Below are 24,139 nucleotides of genomic sequence, written 5' to 3'. Positions count from 1 at the left end.
TGTCTGATGGGCTGCGCCCGGGTGAGCGATGAGTGGTTTGAGCGATTGGCGTGTCATGCCTGCGGTAGCGCTACTGGCAGTGTTGGGTCTGGCCGGGTGCGAGCAGAAACAGCAGCAGGATCACGCTGCATCGACAGCACCCAAAGAGGTGGAGGCCATTGCCGTCAAAGCCGAATCGTTCACGGTCGTTGATGAACTGCCCGGCCGTATCGAACCGGTTCGTGTGGCGCAGGTACGCGCCCGGGTGGCCGGTATCGTGCTCACGCGCAATTTCGAGGAAGGCGCCGATGTGAAAGCGGGCGCGGTGCTGTTCCAGATCGACCCGGCACCGTTCAAGGCCGCGCTGTCCAAAGCTCAGGGCGACCTGGCCCGCACAGAAGCCACACTGTTCGAAACTCAAGCTACGGTCAAACGTTACGAGTCGCTGGTCGAAATCGAAGCGGTCAGCCGTCAGACCTTCGACACCGCCCGCTCTGCGCTGCAAAACGCCATCGCCGCTAAAAAGTCGGCTCAGGCAGATGTCGAAACCGCCAGGCTGAACCTGGGCTATGCCACGGTCAAGGCGCCTATTTCAGGACGCATCGGCCGCGCGATGGTCACTGAAGGCGCGCTGGTCGGTCAGGGCGAAACCACCCTGCTGGCAACCATCCAGCAACTCGACCCGGTCTACGCCGACTTCACCCAGCCGGTTGCCGACGCCTTGCAAATGCGCGCGGCCATTCAGGAAGGTCGCCTGCCCAAGGGTGGCGAAGACGCGCTGTCGCTGAGCGTCGACGGTACTGACTATCAAAGCACTGGCACCCTGTTGTTTACCGACGTTGCAGTAGACCGGACCACCGGCCAGGTTTCGTTACGCGCCCGCTTCGCCAACCCCAAAGGCGTGTTGCTGCCGGGCATGTATGTGCGGGTGCGCACACCGCAGCGGGTCGATGCCAACGCCATCCTCGTCCCGCAACGTGCCGTTCAGCGCTCCAGTGATGGCGCAGCCCGCGTAATGGTGATTGCCCAGGACGGTACGGTCGAAGTCCGCCCGGTCAAAACCGGCGCAATGCAGGATTCGCGCTGGCAGATCACCGAGGGGCTGAAGGCAGGTGAACAGGTTGTCGTCGGCAACATGACCGGGCTCAGTTCCGGTGACAAGGTCGTCGCCAAATCGCCCTCCGCCCAGCCGCAATCCAAGTCGCAATAAAGCCGCCTTCAGCGCGATCGAGGATCACCGTTCATGTCTCTGTTCTTTATCAAGCGACCCAACTTTGCCTGGGTGCTGGCCCTGTTCATTCTGCTGGCAGGCCTGATGGCCCTGCCCGCCTTGCCAGTGGCGCAGTACCCTGATGTGGCACCGCCGCAGATCACCATTACCGCTACTTACCCCGGCGCATCCGCGAAAGTGCTGGTCGATTCGGTGACCAGCGTCATCGAGGAAGAGCTGAACGGTGCCAAGGGCATGCTGTATTACGAGTCGACCAGCAACTCGACCGGCAGCGCTGAAATCAACGTGACATTCGTACCGGGCACCAACCCGGACCTGGCACAGGTTGAAGTCCAGAACCGTATCAAGAAAGCCGAAGCGCGCCTGCCGCAGACGGTGCTCAGTCAGGGCCTGCAAGTCGAACAGGCCAGCTCCGGGTTCCTGTTGATCTTTACCCTGAACTACAAGGACGGCTCGGCTACCAAGGATACGGTCGCGCTGGCCGACTACGCGGCCCGCAACGTCAATAATGAAATCAGCCGGGTGAACGGCGTCGGCCGGTTACAGTTTTTCGCCGCCGAAGCCGCAATGCGGGTCTGGATCGATCCGCAGAAGCTGGTTGGTTTCGGGCTCTCCATCGATGACGTGAACGCGGCCATTCGGGCGCAGAACGTGCAGGTTCCGGCAGGCAGCTTCGGCAGCAGTCCGGGCTCATCACTGCAGGAATTGACCGCGACCCTGGCGGTCAAGGGCACGCTGGACAACCCGGAGGAGTTCGGCCGCATCGTTCTGCGCGCCAACGAAGACGGCTCTGCTGTGCATTTGTCCGATGTGGCACGTGTGGCCATCGGCAGTCAGGATTACAGTTTTGAATCGCGCCTGAACGGGCAGCGTGCAGTGGCCGGTGCCGTGCAACTGTCACCAGGTGCCAATGCGATCCAGACCGCCCGGGCAGTCAAGCAGCGCCTCACCGAGCTGTCGGTCAATTTCCCGGAAGGCGTCGAGTTTTCGATACCGTACGACACCTCACGCTTCGTCGACGTGGCCATCGACAAGGTGATCTACACCCTGATCGAGGCCATGGTGCTGGTGTTCCTGGTGATGTTCCTGTTTCTGCAGAACATTCGCTACACGCTGATCCCGACCATTGTGGTGCCGGTGTGTCTGGCCGGGACCCTGGCGATCATGTACCTGATGGGCTTCTCGGTGAACATGATGACCATGTTCGGCATGGTGCTGGCCATCGGTATTCTGGTCGACGACGCCATTGTGGTGGTGGAAAACGTCGAGCGGATCATGGCCGAAGAAGGCCTTTCTCCGGCAGCCGCAACGGTCAAGGCAATGCAGCAGGTCTCCGGCGCGATTTTCGGTATCACGCTGGTACTGGCCGCCGTGTTTCTGCCATTGGCGTTCATGGGTGGCTCGGTCGGGGTCATCTACCAGCAGTTCTCGCTGTCGCTGGCCGTGTCGATTCTGTTCTCGGGTTTCCTGGCCCTGACCTTTACCCCGGCACTGTGTGCCACGTTGCTCAAGCCGATTCCTGCCGGGCACAGTGAGAAGCGTGGGTTCTTCGGCGGCTTCAATCGGCTGTTCGGTAAATTCACCGACCGTTACGAGCGGGCCAGTTCCAGCATGATCAAACGCGCTGGCCGCTACATGCTGTTGTACGTCGGTATCGTCGGTCTGCTGGGCTTTTTCTACCTGCGTCTGCCGGAGTCCTTTGTGCCCGTGGAAGATCAGGGCTACCTGATCATCGACGTGCAACTGCCGCCCGGCGCGACCCGGGCGCGTACCGACGCCACCGCGCAACTGCTGGAAAACTACATGCTGTCACGCGAGGCAACCGGCGCGGTGACCATGCTGCTGGGCTTCAGCTTCTCCGGTATGGGTGAAAACGCCGGTCTGGCGTTCCCGACCCTGAAGGACTGGTCGGAGCGCGGCAAGGGCCAGTCGGCGGCTGAAGAAGCGGCAGCGTTCAACCAGCATTTTGCCGGGCTGGGCGACGGTACGGTAATGGCGGTGACGCCACCGCCCATTGACGGCCTGGGCACCTCGGGCGGCTTCTCGCTGCGCCTGCAAGACCGCGCAGGGCTGGGCCGTGAAGCGTTGCTGGCGGCGCGCAACGAGCTGTTGGGCAAAGCCAACGGCAACCCGAAAATTCTCTACGCGATGATGGAAGGTCTGGCCGAAGCGCCGCAATTGCGCCTGAATATCGACCGCGAAAAAGCCCGTGCGCTTGGCGTCAGTTTCGAGTCGATCAGCAACGCGCTGTCCACTGCATTCGGCTCTTCGGTGATCAGCGATTTCGCCAATGCCGGGCGTCAGCAACGTGTGGTCGTGCAGGCAGAACAAAGTTCGCGAATGACCCCGGAAAGCGTGCTCAAGCTCTACGTGCCTAACAGCAGCGGCACGCTGGTGCCGCTGGGCGCGTTCGTTTCGACGCACTGGGAACAAGGCCCGGTGCAGATCGCCCGCTACAACGGCTACCCCGCCTTCAGGATTTCCGGCGATGCAGCACCGGGGGTCAGTACCGGTGAGGCGATGGCGGAAATCGAGCGGATCGTTTCCGAACTGCCGCAAGGCATCGGCTATGAATGGACCGGCCTCTCCTATCAGGAACGAGTCGCCAGCGGCCAGGCAGCCGGCCTGTTCGGCCTGGCGCTGCTGGTGGTGTTCCTGCTGCTGGTTGCACTGTATGAAAGCTGGGCGATTCCGCTGGTGGTGATGCTGATCGTACCCGTCGGTGCGCTGGGCTCCGTGCTGGCAGTGACTGCGGTCGGCATGCCCAACGATGTGTACTTCAAGGTCGGGTTGATCACCATCATCGGGCTGGCAGCGAAAAACGCGATTCTCATCGTCGAATTCGCCAAGGAGCTGTGGGATCAAGGCCATTCGCTACGTGACGCGGCACTTCAGGCTGCGCGACTGCGCTTTCGGCCGATTGTCATGACATCGCTGGCCTTCATCCTTGGCGTCGTGCCGCTCACGCTGGCGACCGGCGCAGGCGCAGCGAGCCAGCGCGCGATCGGTACCGGCGTTATCGGCGGCATGCTCAGCGCTACGCTACTGGGCGTGATTCTGGTGCCGATATTTTTTGTCTGGGTCCTGTCAGTGTTGCGTCGCAAGCCGCACGTACAGCAGGTTGGTGACGATGCACAGCTGCCCGAGAAGCCATAAACGACGGGTGGGCAGCGGGCTGGCGGGCTTCAAACCCGTCACTCCGCCGTTGGCCCGCTGCCGGTTTGCGAGTCCGCCGATGCCTTGACGCGGGTCCAGGCCGGCAGTGTGCTGGTAGCGATTTCCGACGCCACATTCACCCGGTTGCGACCTTGTGACTTGGCGGCATACAGCGCACGGTCGGCAAGTTCGATCAGGCTGCGCTGGTCGAGTTGTCGATCCGTGCCGACGAAGGTGGCAACGCCGAGGCTGACCGTCACGATGCCAAACGGGCTGGCGGGATGCTCGATCTGCTCGTCGCGGATAGCCTGCAGGATGTTCTCGGCCACCTGACGAGCACTCGACTCGTCAGTGCCGGGCAGCACCACCGCGATCTCTTCACCGCCATAACGAGCAGCAACATCACCGGGGCGGCGGATGCATTGTTCGACCACACGGGCCATTGCCACCAGGCACTCGTCACCAGCCAGATGGCCGTAATGATCGTTGTAGCGCTTGAAATGATCGGCATCGATCAGAATCAGTGAGAGCAGGCTGCGCTCGCGTCTGGCACGCTTGAATTCAACCTCCAGAAACTGATCGAACCTTCTACGATTGGCCAGCCCGGTGAGCTTGTCTTCCGAAGCTATGAACTCCAGGTGCTGATTCAACTGGATGAGGGCTGCCTGAGAATCGAGTAACTGATCTTCAGCGCGTATACGGCTGTGAATGTGCCCTATCAGGCGGATGCCGAGGCCGACCACCAGCCCGAGCAGCACCAGCATGACCAGAATCGACTGTTTGGTCTGACCCAGCCAGTCGAGCATGGCCTCTTTCTGGCCCAGCGCGACGACAGTGACAATCGGGTACACGGCGCTGCGCTTGAACGCATAAAAGCGCGCAACGCCGTCGATTCTGGAGACAAACTGAGTGGTGCCAGAGGGTCGATTGCGCTCAGAAGTAAAGATCGGCGTCGATGAGAGGTCACGACCTATTTCCGCTTCCAGGTGCGGATAGCGCACACGCAACTGCCCGGCCGTCGACGTCAGGCTGATGATGCCGGTTTTGCCGACCTGAATATCCGAATAGAACTTCAACAGATGATCGACACCAATGGTCACGACCATCAGCCCGGCAAAACTCGAATCAGGGTGGTTGATGCGCCTGCTGACCGATATGACCCATTCGCCGGAGGCGCGACTGCGAATCGTCGGGCCGATGTAAGGTGCTTTGTCAGGCGTCTGCAGGTGGTGCTGAAAGAACTCGCGCTGGGTGCTGTTGACGCCAATCGCCTTGGGATTGGTTGAAAAGGTGCAAATACCATCAGCGTTGTACAGCGAAACCGTACCGATTTGCGGCAACGCGCCCATCTCACGGGCAATGACCCATCTGAGACGCTCGATCTGCTCGGGCCCGGCACCGTCTCTTTCGACACGCTCCGTCAGGCCGATCAGCATCAGCTCGCTTTGTTTGAAAATCCCGTCCGTGTAAGTGCTCAGCGCCCCAGCCAGATTAATCGTGCTGGTCTGGATGTTCTCCAGCGTGTTACGGCGCGCGGTCCATGCTTGCCAGGCCATCAACATCACCACGCAGGCGCACACTACGAAGATCAGCCATGACGCAAGCCGAAGGTCGCGTTTCAAAACTTGCCTCCACAACAGGTGAGAACCAGTGCATCTGGTTTTTCTGAAAACCGGACCTGATTGCTCAGGGGCCATCGACAATCCTTTCGCTATCAACTGCCATTGTCGGCAAGCGCTCGGCCGTACCTGAAGGCCTGGCATCAATGAAGCATGCCAGAGAGTGGCATCATAATGCCACGTACAGCGGTCTATTGGTTGATCGGGGTTCAACATACGCAGGCAGGCACGCACTGGATCACAGTGGTGCCTGATTTTCTGGAGGGCTGCTTACTGAAGGGGCTGGAAGCGAAGCTCGCTTACAGGGGCAAGGCAGGACGCTGGTATTGGCGAGGCTTCAGGCCGTTTCGGCGACAGGTTTGCGCAGTGCTGCGGCTTCCAGTTCGCGCACTAAAGGCAAAACATGCTCGCCGAAATAGGCGACTTCTTCCTGGAAATGCAGAAATGCGGAAAGTACCAGGTCGACACCAACGGACTTGAGCTCGACGATGCGCTCGGCAATCTGGCGCGGCGTGCCGATCAAATTGGTCTTGAAGCCATCGTTGTACTGCACCAGATCCTGAAAGGTGGATTTGGCCCAGTTGCCCTCGCCTTCCGGGCTGGCCTTGCCGGCCTGTTTCGCGGCATCACCAAACGCATTGACGGCTTCCGGGTCTGCCTTGTCGACAATTTCGGCCAGCACCGCTCGCGCTTCTTCTTCGGTGTCCCGGGCAATGATGAAAGCATTGACGCCGATTTTCACCGAATGGCCGTTCGCGGCAGCCTTGGCTCGAATGTCATCGACCTGGGCCTTGATGCCTTCGACGGTATTGCCATTGGTGAAATACCAGTCCGACACCCGGGCCGCCATATCCCGCGCAGCACGTGAACTGCCGCCCTGAAAGATCTCGGGATGAGGACGCTGGATCGGCTTGGGTTTGAGGGTGTAATCGTGGAAGCGATAGAAGTCGCCCTTGAAGGTAAAATTGTCGGTGGTCCAGATACCCTTGAGGGCCCGAATGAACTCTTCGGAACGGCGATAGCGCTCGTCGTGCTCCAGCCAGGGTTCGCCAATGGCCTGAAACTCGCCCTTGAACCAGCCGCTGACAATATTGACCGCCACGCGCCCGGCGGTGAGCTGATCAATGGTTGCCAGTTGCTTGGCCGCAACAGAGGGCGTCCATGGACCTGGCAATATTGCTGCAATGACTTTGAGCTTTTCGGTGGCCGCCAACAGAGCATGGCTGAACGCTACGGACTCATGCTGGAATTCCGCCCCGTAACCGGCAGTGAAGCGAATTTGCGTCAGCGCATATTCGAAACCGGATTGTTCGGCGATCTGCGCCAGCTTGCGGTTGTAGTCGATGGTCCAACTGGTACGCTGTTCGATCTTGCTGACGACCAGACCACCGCTGACGTTCGGCACCCAGTACGCAAATTTTATGGAAGATTGGCTCATATCGGCACTCCTCTGACTGCAGGCTTCCCGAGCGCATTAGTCGAACGGGCTTGCAGAACCACAGAGCAGCAACCGTGCCAGACAGTTAAATGAATACAGATCAAAGAGTTGCAATGCCTGGAGGACAGCGTCAACTGTTTGCACTTCGGCAAGCTGTCGAAACACTGTTGCCAGGGCAACAGTGTCTGGCCGGGTTGCGCATTCATGCAGTGTTTAATTTAGCGGAAACAAACCGACGGAAGGCTGACCGCGCAGCTATCCAGAATCAAATGGCTAGGGTATTTTTGGATCCAATGAAACCGCGTTCATCCGCAGGAGCACCGATGAAACTGCATGCCTTTTTACTGGTCTTGATGATCCCCGCACTGTCGGCGCATGCCGAAGCCAAAACCATAAACGTCCCCCATGACCCGACCGGGCAGCACGCGCTGGTGGAGAAAAGCGGCAGTCCCCAAGCGCGCGTCGTCGTTACTCGACGTGAAGGTCTGCTGGGCGTGATCTACTCCAAGCGCGTCTACAACTGCGCCAATCACACAGTGAACCTGGTGGGTACCGGCTCTACTCTGGAAATCATGGAACAGGCTCGCGCCGTCAGCGGCATGGGTCCGGTGATACGCGATTCCACAGCCGACTACATCGAGTCCGAAGCCTGCAGTTGATGTCGCACTGATCAAGCACCTCCCCGGCTGAATTCACTACGCCCGAAAGCGCCTCTCATGAGGCGCTTTTTTCGTTTCGGCTGCCTCGCCATTCAGCCAACACGTCGGACGCAAAAAACGCTTGCACGTAAAGTATTACGGTATACCATCAGACAGAAATAACTCACCATGCCCGTGCAGGCAGCAGGATTCAAGCGAGGTAAGTGTCATGAAGTTTTCGTTGTTCGTGCACATGGAACGCTGGGATGAAAGTGTCAGTCATCGCCAGCTTTTCGAAGACCTGACCGAGCTGACGCTGATGGCCGAGCAAGGCGGTTTCAGCACCGTATGGATCGGCGAACACCACGCGATGGAATACACCATCTCGCCGAGCCCCATGCCGCTGCTGGCGTATCTGGCCGCCAGAACAACGCGCATTCATCTGGGCGCGGGCACCATCATTGCGCCGTTCTGGCATCCGTTGCGGGTGGCAGGAGAATGCGCGCTGCTGGATGTGATCAGCAACGGGCGCATGGAAGTCGGCCTGGCGCGCGGCGCCTATCAAGTGGAGTTCGACCGCATGGCGGGCGGCATGCCGGCCTCCGAAGGCGGCAAGGCGTTGCGCGAAATGGTGCCGGTAGTCCGTGCGCTGTGGCAGGGTGACTATGCCCACGACGGCGATATCTGGAAATTCCCGACTTCGACCTCCGTACCCAAGCCAATCAACACGCCACCCATGTGGATCGCTGCTCGCGACCCTGATTCGCATAACTTCGCCGTGCAGAACGGCTGCAACGTGATGGTCACGCCATTGATGAAAGGCGACGAAGAAGTCGTCGACCTGAAGAACAAGTTCGAAGCAGCGCTGGCCAATAACCCTGACGTACCTCGGCCACAACTGATGGTGTTGCGCCACACGCATGTGCATGCTGCGGACAACCCTGAAGGCTGGAAAACCGGTGCTGCCGCCATCGCGAAGTTCTACCGCACCTTCGACGCCTGGTTCGGCAACAAGCAGACGCCGGTGAATGGTTTTCTGGCACCCAGCCCGGAAGAGAAATTCAAGGAGCGTCCGGAGTTCGAGCTGGAGAATATCCGCAAGAACACCATGATCGGCACGCCGGAAGAGATCATCCCGCGCATCCGTCATTACCAGGAGCTGGGGGTCGACGAGTTCAGTTTCTGGTGCGACAACAGTCTGCCGCACGCCGAGAAGAAAAAATCACTTGAGCTGTTTATCAAGCACGTGGTGCCGGTGTTTCGTTGAGTGTTGAGATGGTCTGAGGAGCACTGAAAATGCTGCTCAGACCACAATATTGATCGTTCCCATGCTCCGCGTGGGAATGCAGTTCGTGACGCTCTGCGTCACACGGCGGTTTTTATGCGCAGTGATTACGGGCAAGACATGACATTGGCACGACAGTCATCTCAATGGTTATAAGCCCGTTCATTATGCTCAGCCAGGTCCAGGCCCATTTCTTCCACTGATTCATGCGCACGCAAACCGATCAGTGCCTGCACGGCCTTGAGGATGATCCAGCTGACTGCGAAGCAATATACCGTGGTGAACAACACGCCTTTGATCTGGGCAATCACTTGGGCTCCCATGGTCACGTCCGGCACCAGCCCGCCCATTGCCGGCACGCAGAACACGCCGGTGAGCACTGCACCGATCATGCCGCCGATGCCGTGCAGGCCGAAGACGTCGAGGCTGTCGTCGTAACCCAGGCGTTTCTTCAGGACGGTCACGCTCAGGTAGCAGAACACCCCGCACAGCACGCCAATCGCCAGTGCTCCACCGACTCCGACGTAAGCACACGCCGGGGTGATGCCGACCAGACCCGCCAACGCACCGCTTGCCAGGCCCAGCGCGCTGGGTTTGCCGACCTTGAACCACTCGGTGAACATCCAGCCGAGTATTCCGGCGCAGGCACCCACCTGCGTGTTGAGCATGACGATGCCTGAGGTGCCGTTCAGGCCGCCACCGGAGCCGATATTGAAACCAAACCAGCCGACCCAGAGCATCGCCGCGCCAGCCATGGTCAGGCTCAGGTTGTGTGCAGGCATCGGGGTATTCTGATAGCCCTTGCGTTTGCCCAGCACCAGACACGCCGCCAGTGCCGCGACACCGGCATTGATGTGCACGGCGGTGCCACCGGCAAAGTCCAGCACGCCCCAGTTGTGCATCAGTGCACCTGCCCCGCCCCAGACCATATGCGCCACCGGCGCATACACCAGGGTGAACCACAGCGCCATGAACAGCAGCGCGGCCGAGAATTTCATGCGTTCGGCAAAGGCTCCGGCAATCAGCGCAGGCGTGATAATGGCGAAGGTCATCTGGAAGGTCACAAACACGCCTTCCGGAATGTCACCGACCAGACTGTCGGGGGTCATGCCGGCCAGAAACGCGCGGCTCAGTCCGCCGACAAAGCTGTTGAAGCTCACCTGCCCTTCGACCATGTTGCTGGTATCCACCACCATGCTGTAGCCGTAGATGACCCACAGTACGCCGACCACTCCGGCAATGCCGAAGCACTGGGTGAACAGCGACAACATGTTCTTGGCCCGCACCAGCCCGCCGTAAAACAGTGCCAGCCCCGGAAGGCACATGAACAGCACCAGCACGGCTGCGGTGATCATCCATGCCGTGCTGCCGGTGTTCAGTACGGGGGCGTCAGTTGCCTGCGCAATCGGAGCAAAGGCACCTAGCGCGAGTAAAGCTGTAAGGGATTTGCCGTGTAGACGATTGACCATGTTCAAAGCTCCCGCAAATGAATGGAAAGTGTCTGGCAGCAAGGAAGGTCATCGAGACAGGCGAGGCTCTTCGGCCTCTTGGGGGTCAAGTTCTCGTTCCCACGCTCCGCGTGGTAATGCAGTTCGTGACGCTCTGCGTCACACAGCGGTTCTGCGACTTCAGATGCATTGAGGTTCGACTCAGGTCACCTTTTCGCCCCTCGGCGAGTGACTTTGACGGGCCAAAGTAACCAAACCCCCTCGCTCCTGTTTCCGGCCCGACTTCGTCGGGTTCCTTCGCCCTGTCACTGATCCGGGGGTCGCCGCAACGGACCATCCATGGTCCGGTGCGGCTAGCCTGGCGTCCTGCCAGGCTACCCCCGGATCAGCGCCAGGACTCAGCCGTCACTAACGTCGCACTCTGCGTCGTCTGTGCCATCGTGATCGAAAAGCACGTTATGGCATCAGTCGGTGCCATCGCGGTCGAAAAGCACGTTATGGCGTCAGTCGGTGCCATCGCGGTCGAAAAGCACGTTATGGCACTAGTAACCAGAACCCGGAATCCACGATGTCCCGGCCAGGGGCACTCGGGCCATGGCCGCTGATTCGACGGTCAGTGCCACCAGATCTTCCGGGTCGAGGTTGTGCAGGTGTGATTTACCGCACGCGCGGGCCATGGTCTGGGCTTCGAGGACGAGTACGCGCAGGTAGTTGGCAAGACGCCGCCCGCCTTCGACCGGGTCGAGACGTTTGGACAGTTCCGGGTCCTGCGTGGTGATGCCCGCAGGGTCGCGGCCGTTCTGCCAGTCATCGTAGTAACCCGCTGCCGAGCCGATCTTTTTCAGTTCTTCGTCGAGACGCGGATGGTTGTCGCCCAGGGCTATCAAAGCGGCTGTACCAATTGCCACAGCATCAGCGCCCAGCGCCATGGCCTTGGCCACGTCGGCGCCGTTGCGGATACCGCCGGAGACGATCAGTTGCACCTTGCGGTGCATGCCCATTTCCTGCAATGCCTGAACCGCCTGCGGGATGGCAGGCAGAATCGGAATGCCGACGTGTTCGATGAACACTTCCTGAGTGGCCGCAGTACCGCCCTGCATGCCGTCGAGCACAATCACGTCAGCACCAGCCTTCACCGCCAGCTTGACGTCGTAGTACGGGCGGCTGGCACCGATCTTCACGTAGATCGGTTTTTCCCAGTCGGTGATCTCGCGAATCTCGGCAATCTTGATCGCCAGATCGTCGGGGCCGGTCCAGTCCGGGTGTCGGCACGCAGAACGCTGATCGACGCCGACCGGCAAGGTGCGCATGCCAGCCACGCGCTTGGTCACTTTCATGCCCAGCAACATGCCGCCGCCACCGGGTTTGGCGCCCTGCCCCAGGACGATTTCGATGGCATCGGCCTTGCGCAGATCGTCGGGATTCATGCCGTAACGCGATGGCAGGTACTGATAGACCAGATGCTGCGACTGGCCACGCTCTTCCGGGGTCATGCCGCCGTCGCCGGTGGTGGTACTGGTGCCGGCAATGGTTGCGCCGCGGCCCAGCGCTTCCTTGGCGTTGGCCGACAATGCGCCGAAGCTCATGCCTGCGATAGTCACCGGAATTTTCAGGTACAGCGGCTTTTTGGCAAAACGATTACCCAGCACCACGTCGGTGCCGCACTTCTCGCGATAGCCTTCCAGCGGGTAGCGCGAGACGCTGGCGCCAAGCAGCAGCAGGTCGTCGAAGTGCGGCAGTTTGCGTTTGGTGCCGCCGCCGCGAATATCGTAGATGCCGGTTTCCGCAGCACGCTGGATTTCCTGAATGGTCAGGCGATCGAAGGTGGCCGACTCGCGCAGGACTGGAGCAGGTTTGTGGCTGATAGGGTCGCTCATGGTAATGCTCCTGGATCAGTACGCGGAGGCGTTATCGACTTTGAAGTTGTAAAGCTGACGGGCCGAGCCGTAGCGTTTGAAATCCGCGGCCTTTTCGTTAAAGCCCGCGCGATTGAGCAACTCCTGCAACTCCTGCAGATGCTCTTCGCGCATCTCCTTGGCGATGCAGTCAGAGCCCAGCGACTCGACCTTGCCTTTGACGTAGATCCGCGTTTCGTACAACGAGTCGCCCAGCGCATCGCCTGCGTCGCCGCAGACCACCAGCCGACCGGCCTGGCCCATGAAGCAGCTCATGTGGCCGATGCTGCCGCCGACCACAATGTCGATGCCTTTCATGGAAATGCCGCAGCGTGCCCCGGCATCGCCTTCAATCACCAGCAAACCGCCGTGCGCTGTGGCACCTGCGGCCTGCGAAGCGCTGCCCTTGACGCGGACTGCGCCGGACATCATGTTCTCCGCGCAGCCAACACCGACGTTACCGTGCACGGTAATTGAGGCTTTCTGGTTCATGCCCGCGCAGTAATAGCCGGCATGGCCCTGAATATCGATGGAGATGGCCTCGTTGACGCCGACCGCCAGGTTATGCGCGCCATCGGGATGCGTCACCAGCCATTCGCGGTCCTGCAATGCCTTGACCTGGTCGTGCAGGGCCTGATTGAGATCACGCACGGTGGCGCTGGAAAGATCGACGGTTTTCATGGACGTGCTCCCTCGGCTGGCTCGCGTTCCCAGATATACATGGTGGCCGGGACCGGTTCCCAGACCCTGGCGTTTTCGATCCCCGGCAGGCTGGACAGCGCCTGGTATTCCGAGGCCATGGCGACGTAATCGTCGGTTTCGGCGAGAATGGCCGGTTTGCAGGCAATCGGATCGCGAATCACCGCAAAACCGTTGCGCGTGCCGATGGCGAAGGTGAAAAAGCCATCAAGGTCCTCCAGCGATTTGTCGAGCGCCTGCTTGAGGCTGTCGCCCTGTTGCAGGCGCCAGGCCAGATAACCGGCGGCCACCTCGGTGTCGTTGTCGGTCTCGAAGTGAATGCCTTCGCGGCGCAGGTTCTGGCGCAGACGATAGTGATTGGATAACGAGCCGTTGTGCACCAGGCACAGGTCGGAGCCCGTGGAAAATGGATGACTGCCCTCCATGGTCACGGCGCTTTCGGTGGCCATGCGCGTGTGGCCGATGATGTGACTGCCTTTCATGGACGCCAGACCGAAGCGTTCGGAAATCTCCCGCGGCAGGCCCATGCCCTTGAGGATCTCGATGCTCTGCCCGGCACTCATGATGCGTACGGTAGGCGCCAGCTCCGCCAGCGCGGCACGCACCGGGGCTTCTTCGGCCTGAATCTTCAATACCACGGCGCTGGCGTTCTGAAACCAGTCCAGTGGTGCATCCAGTGTGCTTTGCAGCGCCGCGATCAGCGCCTTGAAATCATACTGTTCGGTGGTGGCCTGCAAGGTCAGCTTGACCCAGCCCTGCGCCACTTCATCGCCATAAATGGCAAACCCGGCGCTGTCCGGCCCGCGGTCCGTCATAGCCTCGAGCATCGGCTCAAACAACCTGCCGAGTTGTGATTCCAACGCCGGGTTCTTCAGATACAAACCAACGATTCCGCACATAAGCCTCACCTTGTTCGGGAGCGGCAAGCTTTTAGCTACAAGCTGCAAGCCAACCGCATAGACAGAAAAATTCAATACGCCGCAATCCAGCTTCTTATTGCAGCCTGAAGCTTGAAACGTGCAGCTAGAAAAACTCGATATAACGCTTCACTTCCCAGTCGCTCACGTGGCGGCTGTACTCCACCCATTCCATACGTTTAAGGCGGATGAACTCACCAACGATCTCGTTGCCCAGCACCTCGGCGAACAAGGGGTCGGCTTCGAGTGCATCGCAGGCTTCCTTGAGCGACTGCGGCAGGGTCTTGATGCCCCGTGCGGCGATTTCTTCGAGGCTCAATGTGTAAAGGTTCTCGTTGCAGACGTGATCGATCTCCAGCTGCCGGTCGATACCGTCCAGCCCTGCGGCGATGATCGCGGCGCTGACCAGATAAGGGTTGCAACCGGCGTCCGGCAGGCGAAACTCCAGACGGCCATAGGGCACCCGCACCATCGCCGAACGGTTGTTGGCGCCGAAGGCAATGAACGCTGGAGCCCAGGTCGCCCCCGACAGCGAGTTGCCGACCACCAGGCGTTTGTAGGAGTTGACCGTGGGTGCCGCGAAGGCACACAGCGCGGGGCCGTGAGCAAGCAGGCCAGCCGCAAAGTGATAGGCCATTTTCGACAGGCCCATGCCGTTGGGATCGCTGGCGTCGTGGAACAGGTTCTTGCTGCTGGCACTGGCGATCGACAGGTGGAAGTGCATGCCATTGCCGGCACGCTTCGGATCGGGTTTGGGCATGAACGAGCAGATCATGCCCATGTCGTTGGCGATCTCCCCGGCCGCCATGCGGAAGAAAGTGAAGCGGTCCGCCGACTCCATGGCCTCGCTGTAGGTGTAATTGATCTCGAACTGGCCGTTGGCGTCTTCGTGATCGATCTGATAAATGTCGAAGCCCACCGGCTGTAGCGCCTCGGTCAAGCGCTCGAGAAACTCACGTGAACGCGACAGCCCCTTGTAGTCATAGCAAGGCTTGTCGAGGTTATCGCTGGCATCGACCATTTGCAGGCTGCCCGCAGCATCGCGCTTGAACAGGCTGAACTCGGGCTCCAGCCCGGTATTGAGGGTCCAGCCACGCTGGCTGAGGCGTTCGACCTGCTGTTGCAACACATAACGGCTGTCATAGGGCCACGGCTTGCCATCCACATGACCGATGCACACCACCCGCCCATACCCCGGCTGCCAGGGCACAGGGGTCAGCGACGACAGGTCGCCCCTGGCCATGAAGTCCGGGCCGTGGGGTTCCATGCCCATGCCGCAGATAGCGAAACCGGCGAACCCGGCACCGTCCTCTGCAACCATTTCCAGGCCCGTCACAGGAACCGACTTGGTCTTGGCCGAACCATGAATATCCACGAACTGAGCCAGCACGTACTTGATGCCGTGCTGTTCGATCAGGCGCTGTGTTTCGGGTGGCAACATGGGACGTGTCTCCTGGCATGGCAAAACGTTTCAGGGAAGGAGCGTTGTTTCACTACCTGCCGAGAATATATTCTGAACAGGAAAGTTACTTTCCCTTTAGGAATGCAAAGCGCTTGCCAGCTTGGTATGCCAGCAAATCGACGAGACGTGAAAGGGGCAATTCAGCTGTTTATATGGGAAACTCGTTTTCTCTCCGGGAATAATCTGCAACTGAAGCACGCGATGACAGCGGCGAAATGCACATTCCCAGTGCGAAATAAAAATCATTGAACGGAAACTGTGCGCAGCCGATGAATATGCCGACCGAACCGCATCCGAAATTGAAGCTTGAGCAATACCTGGGAATTCAGATCAAACGCCAGCGCCAGGCTCAAGAACTGAAGCTAGCCGACGTGGCGCGCATTGCCGGTATCAGCCAGGGCATGCTGAGCAAGATCGAGAATGCGCAGGTGTCGACCAGCCTCGACAACCTCAGCCGTCTTTGCGACGTGCTGGGCATGCCCATGTCCAAGCTGTTCAGCCAGTACGATCAGCAAGGCAGCAGTGCACTGCTTGTGAAAGCCGATGAAGGGCTTGAGGTGGTGAGGCGCGGCACCGAGAAAGGCCACACCTATCACTTGCTCAACCATACCCGTGGGCCGAAGAAGAGTTTCGAGGCGTACATGGTGACGATGGACGATGCCAGCGAGGAGTTTCCGACCTTCTCACACCCCGGCACCGAGTTTCTCCACCTGCTCGAAGGCGAACTGATCTACCGCCACGGCAACCAGCTGTATCCGATGCAGGCCGGTGACAGCCTGACCTTCGACGGCGACATTCCCCACGGACCCGAGCAACTGGTGCAGGTGCCGATCAAGCTGCTGTCGATCATGAACTATGGTGCGCAGGGCGATTGAGGCCAGACCGGCAGCGGCGCGCCTGCTGGCGCGCCGTGCCTACGGTGGTTACAGGTATTTCAACCAGCTGATATCGCGACGACGCGCCTTCAGCGCAGCGAACCAGCGCACCGCTGGAAACAGCAGCACCGCCAGTACCACCGAGGTCAGCCAGACACCCCACATGTGGTCGAAACCGAAGTACTTGCCCTGATTGGTTCCCCAGATCGCTACGGCAATCAGGTACAGAATCTTCAGGACATAAAGATGCAACAGGTAGAAAAACATCGGTGCCGAGCCGAGCACCACCAAGGGCCGCAACCAGCTTTTTTCCTGACTGCGTTCGAAGGCGATGAGAATCAGCAGACCGATCCCCAGCGTCAGGCTGATGAACAGCAACGACGGTGGGTATTTGGTGATGTTGAAGAAGCTCATGAACGTTTGCATACCGGTCTCGCCAACGCTCCACGGTTTTTCACCGTAGCCGTTGATCATGCGCAGGACCACAAAGCCCGACAGTGCTCCCCCACCCCACATCCACAGGTTTGCACGTCGTTTCGCAGCGTCGTAACGACCGGCAAACCAGGGGCCTGCTGCATAGCCCAGCGCGATAATGCCGATCCACGGCAATAACGGGTAAGAGGTACGGAATCGCAGGTTATCGGACACTTCGATCCAGCCCCGATCATGCAGAATCGCCCACGGGATGTGCATGGCCGACTCGACGCCGAAGTGCAGTGAGTCCAGCAGGTTATGCCCGGCAATGATCACCACGCCAATGACCACCAGCGCCCAGCGCGGCAGATACACCATCAGCGACAGCGCAACCATGCTAAGGCCGATGGCCCAGATCACTTGCAGGTAGATGATGGTCGGCGGGAACTGGAAGGTCCAGGCGAAGCTCACCAGGGTGAACTCCAGGGCAATCAGGAACAGCCCACGCTTGAGCAGAAACGCCGACACGTCGGTCCTGCCCTGGTATTTCTCGCCATACAGGTACGCCGAAAGCCCGGTCAGCAGAACGAACAGCGGCGCACATAGATGCGCCAGTGTGCGGCTGAAAAACAGGGCGGGCTCGGTGCTTGCGACCTCCATCGGGTCGAGGACCTGGCGGTGCAGGAAGAAGGTTTCCCGTACGTGGTCCAGCAGCATGAAGAGAATGATCAGCCCGCGCAGAGCATCGATAGAGCTCAGCCGTGATGCTGGCGCGCGGGTTGGTTGAACAACTGCTGTCATGAAAAATCCAGATCCGTAGCCGGAAGTGCAATGAGTCGATTGTGTTCTGTGTCAGAGCTCGTTCTGAAGTGCCTTGTAGCCGCGCACCAGGTCAATGTTGGTGTGCGCCACGTCTTCGGAAAATTCCGAGGCCGAAATGCTCACCGGCGGGAATTGCGAAAGATCAGTATTAGGCCCGATCCGGGTGGTGGACGGCACGTAAAAATTCTCCGGCAAATCGCGACCGTCTACCACCGAGTTGTGTCTGACCACACTGCCGTTGCCGACCTGGCAGTTGAACAGCACGCTGTTGAAGCCGATGAAGACGCGGTCTCCGACCATGCAAGGTCCGTGCACGATGGAGCGGTGGGCAATCGAGGTGAACTCGCCGATGGTCACCGCAGCACCCGATTTGGAGTGAATCACCACGCCATCCTGAATATTGGAATTGGCGCCGATGACGATCGGCTCCATGTCCCCTGTAGCGTCGACTTCGTCGGCGCGGATCACGGCATAGGGACCGACAAACACGTTGTCCTTGATGATCACCTTGCCGCAGATGATCGCGGTCTTGTCGATGTAGGCGGATTCGGCGATGACCGGCAGATGGCCGGAAGGATTTTTACGGATCACGGTATGAAGCCTCAGGACAGGTAGTTGGAGGTCTGGGCGGCCGCATCGTGCGGATGCAGGCTTTCGAAGTGACGCACACTGACGCTGGAGGCTGCATAGCGGCCTTCCAGGGCTTGCTGGACCTTGCGTGCGGCGTCTTCGACGTACATCAGGTTCTGACCGTTGAGCCGGGCGAATGCCTGCTCGTCGGCACGCTTGACGGCAGTTTGCACCGGGGTGCCCAACGCCTGCTCGACCGCGTCGATCAGCGTCATCAGGCCCAGTTCGGTCGCCTGCTCTGCCACCCGCACCTGAACGGTAGCCACGCTGCGCTGGCTGTGCGGCGTGGCGAACGAGGCGTTCTCGCGCAGCCAGGTCGCAACCTGCATCGGGTCGACAAACGACTGCCTGCCAAAGCGTGCCGTAAAAGCGCCTTCCAGCAATTGTCGAGACAGTGCAGCCGAGCACGGGCAAGTAGACGAATAAGTGATGTCGGCTGAAACGTCGAGGCACAAACGGCCAGCGTGCCAAGTGGCGTCAAGCTTCACAGGGTAGGATTTCCAGCCGCTGAGCCCTTCGGTAATCAACGCCGGGCGACGGCACAGCAGATTGAAGCTCAGGGTGATCCGGGCGCGGCTGGAATGGCAGTCCAGGTGACTTTCGACCATGGCTTCCATCAGCGCAGACAACGTATCGGGGCTCAGTATCTGGTGCTCGGCAAACCTGTCGAGGAGCCGGTAGAGCCGCGACATATGGATACCCTTGACACTCGGATCGGCCAGATCGACTTGCAGATCGACATGCGCATGGACCGGGTGCCGGACGCCCGCTTCGGCCAGCCTGACAGGCACTTCGACGCCCTGCATGCCGACCCAGTCAAGTGAAACCAGGGCCGAGGAAACTTCCGTCAGGGCAACGTCTGGGAGGGGGTTGTTCATGTGCGTCAGTCGTCTCTTTGGCAAACCTCGCCCAAGGGCGAGGCCTGATGTTGGCGGTTCACGGCTATACAGCGTGCAGCCGTAAATTCGTTACACTATAACATCATGCTTGCGAACTTCATCAACCAAACGCTCCCAGCCCGTTACCGCGCACCACCGACGCCACCTGCGTGTCAGGTCTTTGCCAGTTCCTCGATCAGAAAATCCCTGAAGGCCGCAACCGCTGCGGGCAAGTTGCGCCCGGCCATGCTTTGCAGCTCGATACGACGCGCCTTCATGCCTTCGTCGCTTATCGGCAGCGACTTGAGCTGTTTCTCATGGGCGCGTTTATCCAGGGTCATCTCGCTGGACAGGCTGATACCGCCCTCCTCACGCACGAACCGCAACAGCGCGCCAATGTAATTGCTGGTCAGCACCGGATCGAACAGCAGGCCCTGCACCCCGCAGCAGATGTCGAACAACTGGCGCAAGGTCGTATCGGTATTGGTCAGGGCGATGGCATAGGGTTGCAGCTCGGCCAGCGAGACTTCTGTGCGTGAGGCCAGCGGATGGTTATGACTGACCACCGCGCAGATCGCGCCGCTGTGAATGTGCTCGACCTTGATTTCGTTCTGCGGTGTCAGGCTGAAGGTCAGACACAGGTCCGCATCCCCGGAGCGCACCCGCTCGGTGGCCTGGGCCGGCGCGCAGACCTCCATCGAGAAATGGATGCCCTGATACAGCCGCCGGAACCGCGCAATGCACTGTGGCAGGAAATCCAGGGCAAAGCCCTCCGAGCAGGCAATTCGCACATGACCACGCTGCAAGCCTTGCAGCTCGGTGATTTCCAGCACGACCTGCTCGGCTTCCAGCTGTGATTTGCGCGCATAGGCTGCCAGACGGATACCCGCCTCGCTGAGCATCATGCCGCGTGCCTGGCGCTCGAACAGCACGGCATCCAGCTCGCGCTCCAGCTTGCTGATCTGTCGACTGACTGCCGAGGACGCGACATTGAGCCGTATCGACGCCTCGCTGATCGACCCGCAACGCGCCACTTCGAGGAAGTAGCGCAACGCGGTGGACTGTACGCCGTAGAGTTGCATCGCGGCTCCTGCGTTGCCTTTTCGGCAATTAAAGGTTCGAAATATTGTGCTTGTGGCATTGATACGCTTTGCCTAGAGTCATGTCGAGGCGCAACATCAACACAACCCAATCAAAAGAACACTACAGCCTCGCTTCTCCCCTCTTCTCGCATTTGCGACCCCACTGCCCTTTGATACATCCACTTTGCCTATTGGAGACGACGGCATGGGAATCAAGGGTTTCGCTCGCAGCATCGCGCTATTGAGCCTGTTCAGCAGTTTTTCCGCACTGGCTGGCAAGGCCGACGACACACTGGTCTACGCCTCCGACAGCGAACCGGAAAACATCAGTCCGTATCACAACGACCTGCGCGAGGGCGTGATTCTCGGTCGCCTGATCTGGGACAACCTGGTCTATCGCAACCCCGACAACGGCGAGTACCAACCGATGCTCGCCACCAGCTGGAAACAGGTCGACGACACCACCATCGATTTCCAGCTGCGCCAAGGCGTGAAGTTTCACAACGGCGACCCGTTTACCGCAGATGACGTGGTGTTCACCCTCAATTACGTGGTATCGCCCGAATCCAAGGTGGTCACCGTACAAAACGTCGACTGGATCAAGAGTGCCGAAAAACTGGGTGACTACAGCGTGCGCCTGCACCTGAAAAAGCCTTTCCCGCCTGCGCTGGAATACCTCTCCAACGCTGTGCCGATGTTCCCGAAAAAGTATTTCGAAGAGGTCGGGATGGCAGGCTTCAGCCGTAAACCGATTGGCACGGGGCCTTACAAGGTGACGGCCATTGCTACCGGTGAAGGCGTGAAGATGGACAAGAACCCGGATTACTTTCAGGGCAGCCCACAAGGCCAGCCGAAGATCGCTCACATCAATTTTCGCGTGATTGCCGATGCTGAAACACGTCTGGCCGAACTGATGACCGGTGGCATCGACTGGACCTGGCGCGTAGCGCCGGATCAGGCAGAAAACCTAAAAGCCATGCCCAACCTGGTGGTCACCAGCGGCGCGACCATGCGTATCGGCTTTCTGATTCTGGATGCGCGCGGCACCTCCAGCGCCGACTCGCCGATGAAGCACCTGAAAGTACGCCAGGCCATCAACTACGCGATCAACCGTGACGGTCTGGCCTCGCAACTGGTCGGCGGCGAGAGCAAGCCATTGCAGGTCGCCTGCTACCCCGGTCAGTTCGGTTGCGACACCACGGCAGCCACGGTCTACAACTATGACCCGGCCAAGGCCAAGGCGCTGCTCGCCGAAGCGGGTTACCCGAACGGCTTTGAAACCGAAATTTTCGCCTACCGCGACCGCGACTACGTCGAAGCCATCATCGGCAACCTGCGTGCAGTCGGCATCAACGCCAAACTGCGCTACCTCAAGTACGCGGCCCTGCGTGATCAGCAACGTGGCGGCAAAGTGCCGATGTCGTTTCAGGCCTGGGGTTCGTTCTCGATCCTCGATACCTCGGCCTCGGCCGGCACCTGGTTCAAGGGCAACCCGGACGACAACATCAAGGACCCGCAAGTCCAGGGCTGGCTGCAGACCGCCGACAATGCACTGGACCCGCAGGTGCGTAAGGACAATTACCGCAAGGCGTTGCAGCGCATCAGCGAGCAGGCCTACTGGGCGCCGCTGTTCAACTACTCGATGAACTACGCCTACGTCTCGGACCTGAACTTCAAGCCGTATCCGGACGAGCTGCCGCGCTTCGTGCTGTCGAGCTGGAAATAGATCGTTAGTGAAGTTATTTGGCGAGACCGGCTGTGAGGTACGTGACGTGCCTTGCAGCATCGGCAGCCAACCCGTCATTCCCTGAACACAAGGTCACTTGCCATGTTCGGATTTCTCTTGCGCCGCCTGGGCATTGCCCTGTGCGTAGCGATCACCGTGTCGGTGATCAGCTTTTCCCTGCTGCACCTGTCCGGCGACCTGGCCACCGCCATCGGCGGGCCGGAAGCCAGCAGCGAGCAGATCGAACAGATCCGTGTGCAATACGGCCTCAACAAACCATTGGTGACCCAGTATTTCGAATGGTTGGCCGACGTGGTACGCCTTGATCTGGGCGACTCGTTCTTCTTTCAGGAATCGGTCTACAACCTGATCGCCTCGCGCCTGTCGATTACCCTCGGGCTGGGCGCAATGGCCCTGAGCATTGCGCTGCTGATTGCCATTCCGTTAGGCGTACTGGCCGCCGTGAAGCGCGACACGTGGATTGATCGCCTGGCGCTGAGCATCGCGGTACTGGGTCAGGCGATGCCGAGTTTCTGGTTTGCGCTGATGCTGATCGTGGTGTTCTCGGTCACCCTGAAATGGCTGCCGGTATCGGGCAACTCGACCTGGGCGCACTTCGTCATGCCTGCCATCGCGCTGGGTTATTACGCCACACCGGCGATCATGCGCCTGACTCGCGCCGGCATGCTCGACGTGCTCAATTCCGATTACATCCGCACCGCGCGTGCCAAGGGCCTGCGCCCCGCCACCGTGCTGTTCAAGCATGCGTTGCGCAACGCGTTGATCCCGGTGGTGGCACTGGCCGCCGTGGAGTTCGGCTTCATGCTTGGCGGCTCGGTGGTCATTGAAACAGTGTTCTCGCTGCAAGGCATCGGCCAACTGGCCTGGGATGCGATTGCCCGTGACGACTTCCCGGTGGTGCAGGCGGTCGTGCTGTTGATCGCGGTGATCTACATCGTCCTCACCCTGCTGGCCGACGTGCTCAACGCATTGCTCGACCCGCGCATTCGCGTGAAATAGGAGGCCACATGAGCACAACCACCTCATCGCCGCTGCTGATCAACGATTACCAGCCACCGGCGCGCAGTGTCTGGCGCACCCTGCGCAACAGCTTCGCGCACCGCGGTTTTGCCATCGGCGCGGTGTTGTTGCTGATCATCCTGTTCGGCGCACTGTTCGCCCCCTGGCTGGCCCCCTACGACCCTTACACGCAGGATGTAATGCTGCGCATGAAACCACCGGTATGGATGGCCAACGGCACCTGGGACTATGTGCTGGGCACCGACAAACTGGGCCGCGATTACTTGTCACGCCTGCTGTACGGCGCACGCATCTCGCTATTCATCGGTTTCTCGGCGGCGCTCATCTCTGGCGTCATCGGCACCATCATGGGCCTGCTGGCTGGCTACTTCGGCGGCAAGACCGACGCTGTGATCAGCTACCTGATCACCACGCGCCTGGCAATGCCAGTGGTGATGATCGCACTGGCCTCCGCATCGCTGATCGGTGGCTCGCTGAAAGTGGTGATCGTGCTGCTTGGCTGCCTGCTCTGGGACCGCTTTGCCGTGGTGGTCCGCGCTGCTGTGCAGCAGATCCGCGACGCTGAATACGTTGCCTCGGCCCAGGCGCTGGGCTGCTCGACGCTGCGCATTCTGGCCAGCGAAATTCTGCCTAATCTGGTCGGCGCACTGATCGTGGTTGCCACGCTGGAGATGGCCCACGCGATCCTTCTGGAATCGGCGCTGTCGTTCCTCGGGGTCGGCGTACAGCCACCGATTCCGTCCTGGGGACTGATGATCGCCGAAGGCAAACCGTACATGTTCTTTTCCCCCTGGGTTATCGCGATTCCCGGCATCGCCCTGATGGTGCTGGTGCTGGGCATTAATCTGGTCGGTGACGGCCTGCGCGACCTGATCCTGCCCGACGGGCGCAACTGACAGAGGAG

At 59.9% G+C, this 24,139-nt stretch carries 19 protein-coding genes; 8 read left to right on the top strand and 11 right to left on the bottom strand.

Features of this window, described 5'->3' with window-relative positions; genetic code table 11:
* Nucleotides 1-28 precede the first annotated feature (28 nt).
* Complete coding sequence (locus KP808_RS10700) at nucleotides 29-1,189, top strand: efflux RND transporter periplasmic adaptor subunit (protein ID WP_230018399.1); 1,161 nt, start codon at nucleotides 29-31, stop codon at nucleotides 1,187-1,189.
* 33 nt (nucleotides 1,190-1,222) lie between these two features.
* Nucleotides 1,223-4,366, top strand: coding sequence for an efflux RND transporter permease subunit (locus KP808_RS10695; protein WP_219171409.1), 3,144 nt, complete (start codon nucleotides 1,223-1,225; stop codon nucleotides 4,364-4,366).
* Between the two features lie 38 nt (nucleotides 4,367-4,404).
* Here the strand turns inward: KP808_RS10695 and KP808_RS10690 are convergent, their stop codons facing one another.
* Both KP808_RS10690 and sfnG read right to left on the bottom strand, forming a co-directional pair.
* Entirely contained in the window at nucleotides 4,405-5,988 is a 1,584-nt protein-coding gene (locus tag KP808_RS10690) for a sensor domain-containing diguanylate cyclase (protein WP_058401114.1), read from the bottom strand.
* A 334-nt stretch (nucleotides 5,989-6,322) separates the two neighbouring features.
* Nucleotides 6,323-7,423: a dimethylsulfone monooxygenase SfnG gene (sfnG, locus tag KP808_RS10685; RefSeq protein WP_044322159.1), complete on the bottom strand. Its 1,101-nt coding sequence runs from the start codon at nucleotides 7,421-7,423 to the stop codon at nucleotides 6,323-6,325.
* 323 nt (nucleotides 7,424-7,746) lie between these two features.
* Here sfnG and KP808_RS10680 point away from each other — a divergent pair, with 323 nt between their 5' ends.
* Both KP808_RS10680 and KP808_RS10675 read left to right on the top strand, forming a co-directional pair.
* The gene (locus KP808_RS10680) at nucleotides 7,747-8,082 is read left to right on the top strand and encodes a hypothetical protein (RefSeq protein ID WP_005744221.1); all 336 of its coding nucleotides are present in this window, start codon (nucleotides 7,747-7,749) and stop codon (nucleotides 8,080-8,082) included.
* Nucleotides 8,083-8,290: 208 nt separating this feature from the next.
* Nucleotides 8,291-9,328 carry an LLM class flavin-dependent oxidoreductase gene (locus KP808_RS10675; RefSeq protein ID WP_004660551.1) on the top strand — a complete coding sequence of 346 codons (1,038 nt, stop codon included), beginning with the start codon at nucleotides 8,291-8,293 and terminating at the stop codon, nucleotides 9,326-9,328.
* 161 nt (nucleotides 9,329-9,489) lie between these two features.
* Here the strand turns inward: KP808_RS10675 and KP808_RS10670 are convergent, their stop codons facing one another.
* The 5 genes from KP808_RS10670 to glnT all read right to left on the bottom strand — a co-directional run bounded on the left by KP808_RS10670 (nucleotide 9,490) and on the right by glnT (nucleotide 15,746).
* Entirely contained in the window at nucleotides 9,490-10,815 is a 1,326-nt protein-coding gene (locus KP808_RS10670) for an ammonium transporter (RefSeq protein ID WP_122258609.1), read from the bottom strand.
* Between the two features lie 521 nt (nucleotides 10,816-11,336).
* Nucleotides 11,337-12,671 carry an FMN-binding glutamate synthase family protein gene (locus tag KP808_RS10665; RefSeq protein WP_230018397.1) on the bottom strand — a complete coding sequence of 445 codons (1,335 nt, stop codon included), beginning with the start codon at nucleotides 12,669-12,671 and terminating at the stop codon, nucleotides 11,337-11,339.
* Nucleotides 12,672-12,686: 15 nt separating this feature from the next.
* Nucleotides 12,687-13,370: a GltB/FmdC/FwdC-like GXGXG domain-containing protein gene (locus KP808_RS10660; RefSeq protein ID WP_058400284.1), complete on the bottom strand. Its 684-nt coding sequence runs from the start codon at nucleotides 13,368-13,370 to the stop codon at nucleotides 12,687-12,689.
* Nucleotides 13,367-14,287, bottom strand: a complete 921-nt coding sequence (locus tag KP808_RS10655; RefSeq protein ID WP_230018395.1) for a class II glutamine amidotransferase — start codon at nucleotides 14,285-14,287, stop codon at nucleotides 13,367-13,369. Before KP808_RS10655 ends, KP808_RS10660 begins: the two co-directional genes overlap by 4 nt.
* 124 nt (nucleotides 14,288-14,411) lie before the next feature.
* Nucleotides 14,412-15,746, bottom strand: coding sequence for a type III glutamate--ammonia ligase (gene glnT, locus KP808_RS10650; protein WP_122258610.1), 1,335 nt, complete (start codon nucleotides 15,744-15,746; stop codon nucleotides 14,412-14,414).
* Nucleotides 15,747-16,036: 290 nt separating this feature from the next.
* Between glnT and KP808_RS10645 the strand changes: the two genes are divergently transcribed.
* The gene (locus tag KP808_RS10645) at nucleotides 16,037-16,642 is read left to right on the top strand and encodes a helix-turn-helix domain-containing protein (protein WP_004665568.1); all 606 of its coding nucleotides are present in this window, start codon (nucleotides 16,037-16,039) and stop codon (nucleotides 16,640-16,642) included.
* 48 nt (nucleotides 16,643-16,690) lie between these two features.
* Here KP808_RS10645 and KP808_RS10640 read toward each other — a convergent pair whose 3' ends face one another.
* The 4 genes from KP808_RS10640 to KP808_RS10625 all read right to left on the bottom strand — a co-directional run bounded on the left by KP808_RS10640 (nucleotide 16,691) and on the right by KP808_RS10625 (nucleotide 20,468).
* Nucleotides 16,691-17,857 carry a DUF1624 domain-containing protein gene (locus KP808_RS10640; protein WP_230018393.1) on the bottom strand — a complete coding sequence of 389 codons (1,167 nt, stop codon included), beginning with the start codon at nucleotides 17,855-17,857 and terminating at the stop codon, nucleotides 16,691-16,693.
* Nucleotides 17,858-17,908: 51 nt separating this feature from the next.
* Nucleotides 17,909-18,469: a gamma carbonic anhydrase family protein gene (locus KP808_RS10635; protein WP_230018391.1), complete on the bottom strand. Its 561-nt coding sequence runs from the start codon at nucleotides 18,467-18,469 to the stop codon at nucleotides 17,909-17,911.
* A gap of 11 nt (nucleotides 18,470-18,480) precedes the next feature.
* Complete coding sequence (gene folE2 / locus KP808_RS10630; RefSeq protein WP_058400281.1) at nucleotides 18,481-19,386, bottom strand: GTP cyclohydrolase FolE2; 906 nt, start codon at nucleotides 19,384-19,386, stop codon at nucleotides 18,481-18,483.
* A 173-nt stretch (nucleotides 19,387-19,559) separates the two neighbouring features.
* Nucleotides 19,560-20,468, bottom strand: coding sequence for a LysR substrate-binding domain-containing protein (locus KP808_RS10625; RefSeq protein ID WP_058400280.1), 909 nt, complete (start codon nucleotides 20,466-20,468; stop codon nucleotides 19,560-19,562).
* Nucleotides 20,469-20,673: 205 nt separating this feature from the next.
* Between KP808_RS10625 and KP808_RS10620 the strand changes: the two genes are divergently transcribed.
* The 3 genes from KP808_RS10620 to KP808_RS10610 all read left to right on the top strand — a co-directional run bounded on the left by KP808_RS10620 (nucleotide 20,674) and on the right by KP808_RS10610 (nucleotide 24,131).
* On the top strand, nucleotides 20,674-22,194 hold the full coding sequence (locus KP808_RS10620; protein ID WP_230018385.1) for an ABC transporter substrate-binding protein: 1,521 nt from the start codon (nucleotides 20,674-20,676) through the stop codon (nucleotides 22,192-22,194).
* Nucleotides 22,195-22,296: 102 nt separating this feature from the next.
* Nucleotides 22,297-23,214, top strand: a complete 918-nt coding sequence (locus tag KP808_RS10615) for an ABC transporter permease (protein ID WP_003348343.1) — start codon at nucleotides 22,297-22,299, stop codon at nucleotides 23,212-23,214.
* 8 nt (nucleotides 23,215-23,222) lie between these two features.
* Nucleotides 23,223-24,131, top strand: coding sequence for an ABC transporter permease (locus tag KP808_RS10610; protein WP_016981365.1), 909 nt, complete (start codon nucleotides 23,223-23,225; stop codon nucleotides 24,129-24,131).
* The last annotated feature ends 8 nt before the right edge of the window (nucleotides 24,132-24,139 follow it).

It is taken from the genome of Pseudomonas savastanoi (assembly GCF_020917325.1).
Taxonomy (GTDB): Bacteria; Pseudomonadota; Gammaproteobacteria; order Pseudomonadales; family Pseudomonadaceae; genus Aquipseudomonas; species Aquipseudomonas amygdali.
Note: the sequence above shows the minus strand (reverse complement) of the source record. Positions and strands in the feature narration are given on the sequence as shown.

What these genes read in the sequence shown, in the direction of transcription:
- KP808_RS10660 (WP_058400284.1), bottom strand. Translation starts at nt 13,370, where the DNA reads ATGAAAACCGTCGATCTTTCCAGCGCCACCGTGCGTGATCTCAATCAG.
- KP808_RS10620 (WP_230018385.1), top strand. Translation starts at nt 20,674, where the DNA reads ATGGGAATCAAGGGTTTCGCTCGCAGCATCGCGCTATTGAGCCTGTTC.
- folE2 (WP_058400281.1), bottom strand. Translation starts at nt 19,386, where the DNA reads ATGAACAACCCCCTCCCAGACGTTGCCCTGACGGAAGTTTCCTCGGCC.
- KP808_RS10625 (WP_058400280.1), bottom strand. Translation starts at nt 20,468, where the DNA reads ATGCAACTCTACGGCGTACAGTCCACCGCGTTGCGCTACTTCCTCGAA.
- KP808_RS10680 (WP_005744221.1), top strand. Translation starts at nt 7,747, where the DNA reads ATGAAACTGCATGCCTTTTTACTGGTCTTGATGATCCCCGCACTGTCG.
- KP808_RS10645 (WP_004665568.1), top strand. Translation starts at nt 16,037, where the DNA reads ATGAATATGCCGACCGAACCGCATCCGAAATTGAAGCTTGAGCAATAC.
- KP808_RS10700 (WP_230018399.1), top strand. Translation starts at nt 29, where the DNA reads ATGAGTGGTTTGAGCGATTGGCGTGTCATGCCTGCGGTAGCGCTACTG.
- KP808_RS10675 (WP_004660551.1), top strand. Translation starts at nt 8,291, where the DNA reads ATGAAGTTTTCGTTGTTCGTGCACATGGAACGCTGGGATGAAAGTGTC.
- KP808_RS10615 (WP_003348343.1), top strand. Translation starts at nt 22,297, where the DNA reads ATGTTCGGATTTCTCTTGCGCCGCCTGGGCATTGCCCTGTGCGTAGCG.
- KP808_RS10695 (WP_219171409.1), top strand. Translation starts at nt 1,223, where the DNA reads ATGTCTCTGTTCTTTATCAAGCGACCCAACTTTGCCTGGGTGCTGGCC.
- KP808_RS10610 (WP_016981365.1), top strand. Translation starts at nt 23,223, where the DNA reads ATGAGCACAACCACCTCATCGCCGCTGCTGATCAACGATTACCAGCCA.
- KP808_RS10670 (WP_122258609.1), bottom strand. Translation starts at nt 10,815, where the DNA reads ATGGTCAATCGTCTACACGGCAAATCCCTTACAGCTTTACTCGCGCTA.
- KP808_RS10655 (WP_230018395.1), bottom strand. Translation starts at nt 14,287, where the DNA reads ATGTGCGGAATCGTTGGTTTGTATCTGAAGAACCCGGCGTTGGAATCA.
- glnT (WP_122258610.1), bottom strand. Translation starts at nt 15,746, where the DNA reads ATGTTGCCACCCGAAACACAGCGCCTGATCGAACAGCACGGCATCAAG.
- sfnG (WP_044322159.1), bottom strand. Translation starts at nt 7,423, where the DNA reads ATGAGCCAATCTTCCATAAAATTTGCGTACTGGGTGCCGAACGTCAGC.
- KP808_RS10665 (WP_230018397.1), bottom strand. Translation starts at nt 12,671, where the DNA reads ATGAGCGACCCTATCAGCCACAAACCTGCTCCAGTCCTGCGCGAGTCG.
- KP808_RS10640 (WP_230018393.1), bottom strand. Translation starts at nt 17,857, where the DNA reads ATGACAGCAGTTGTTCAACCAACCCGCGCGCCAGCATCACGGCTGAGC.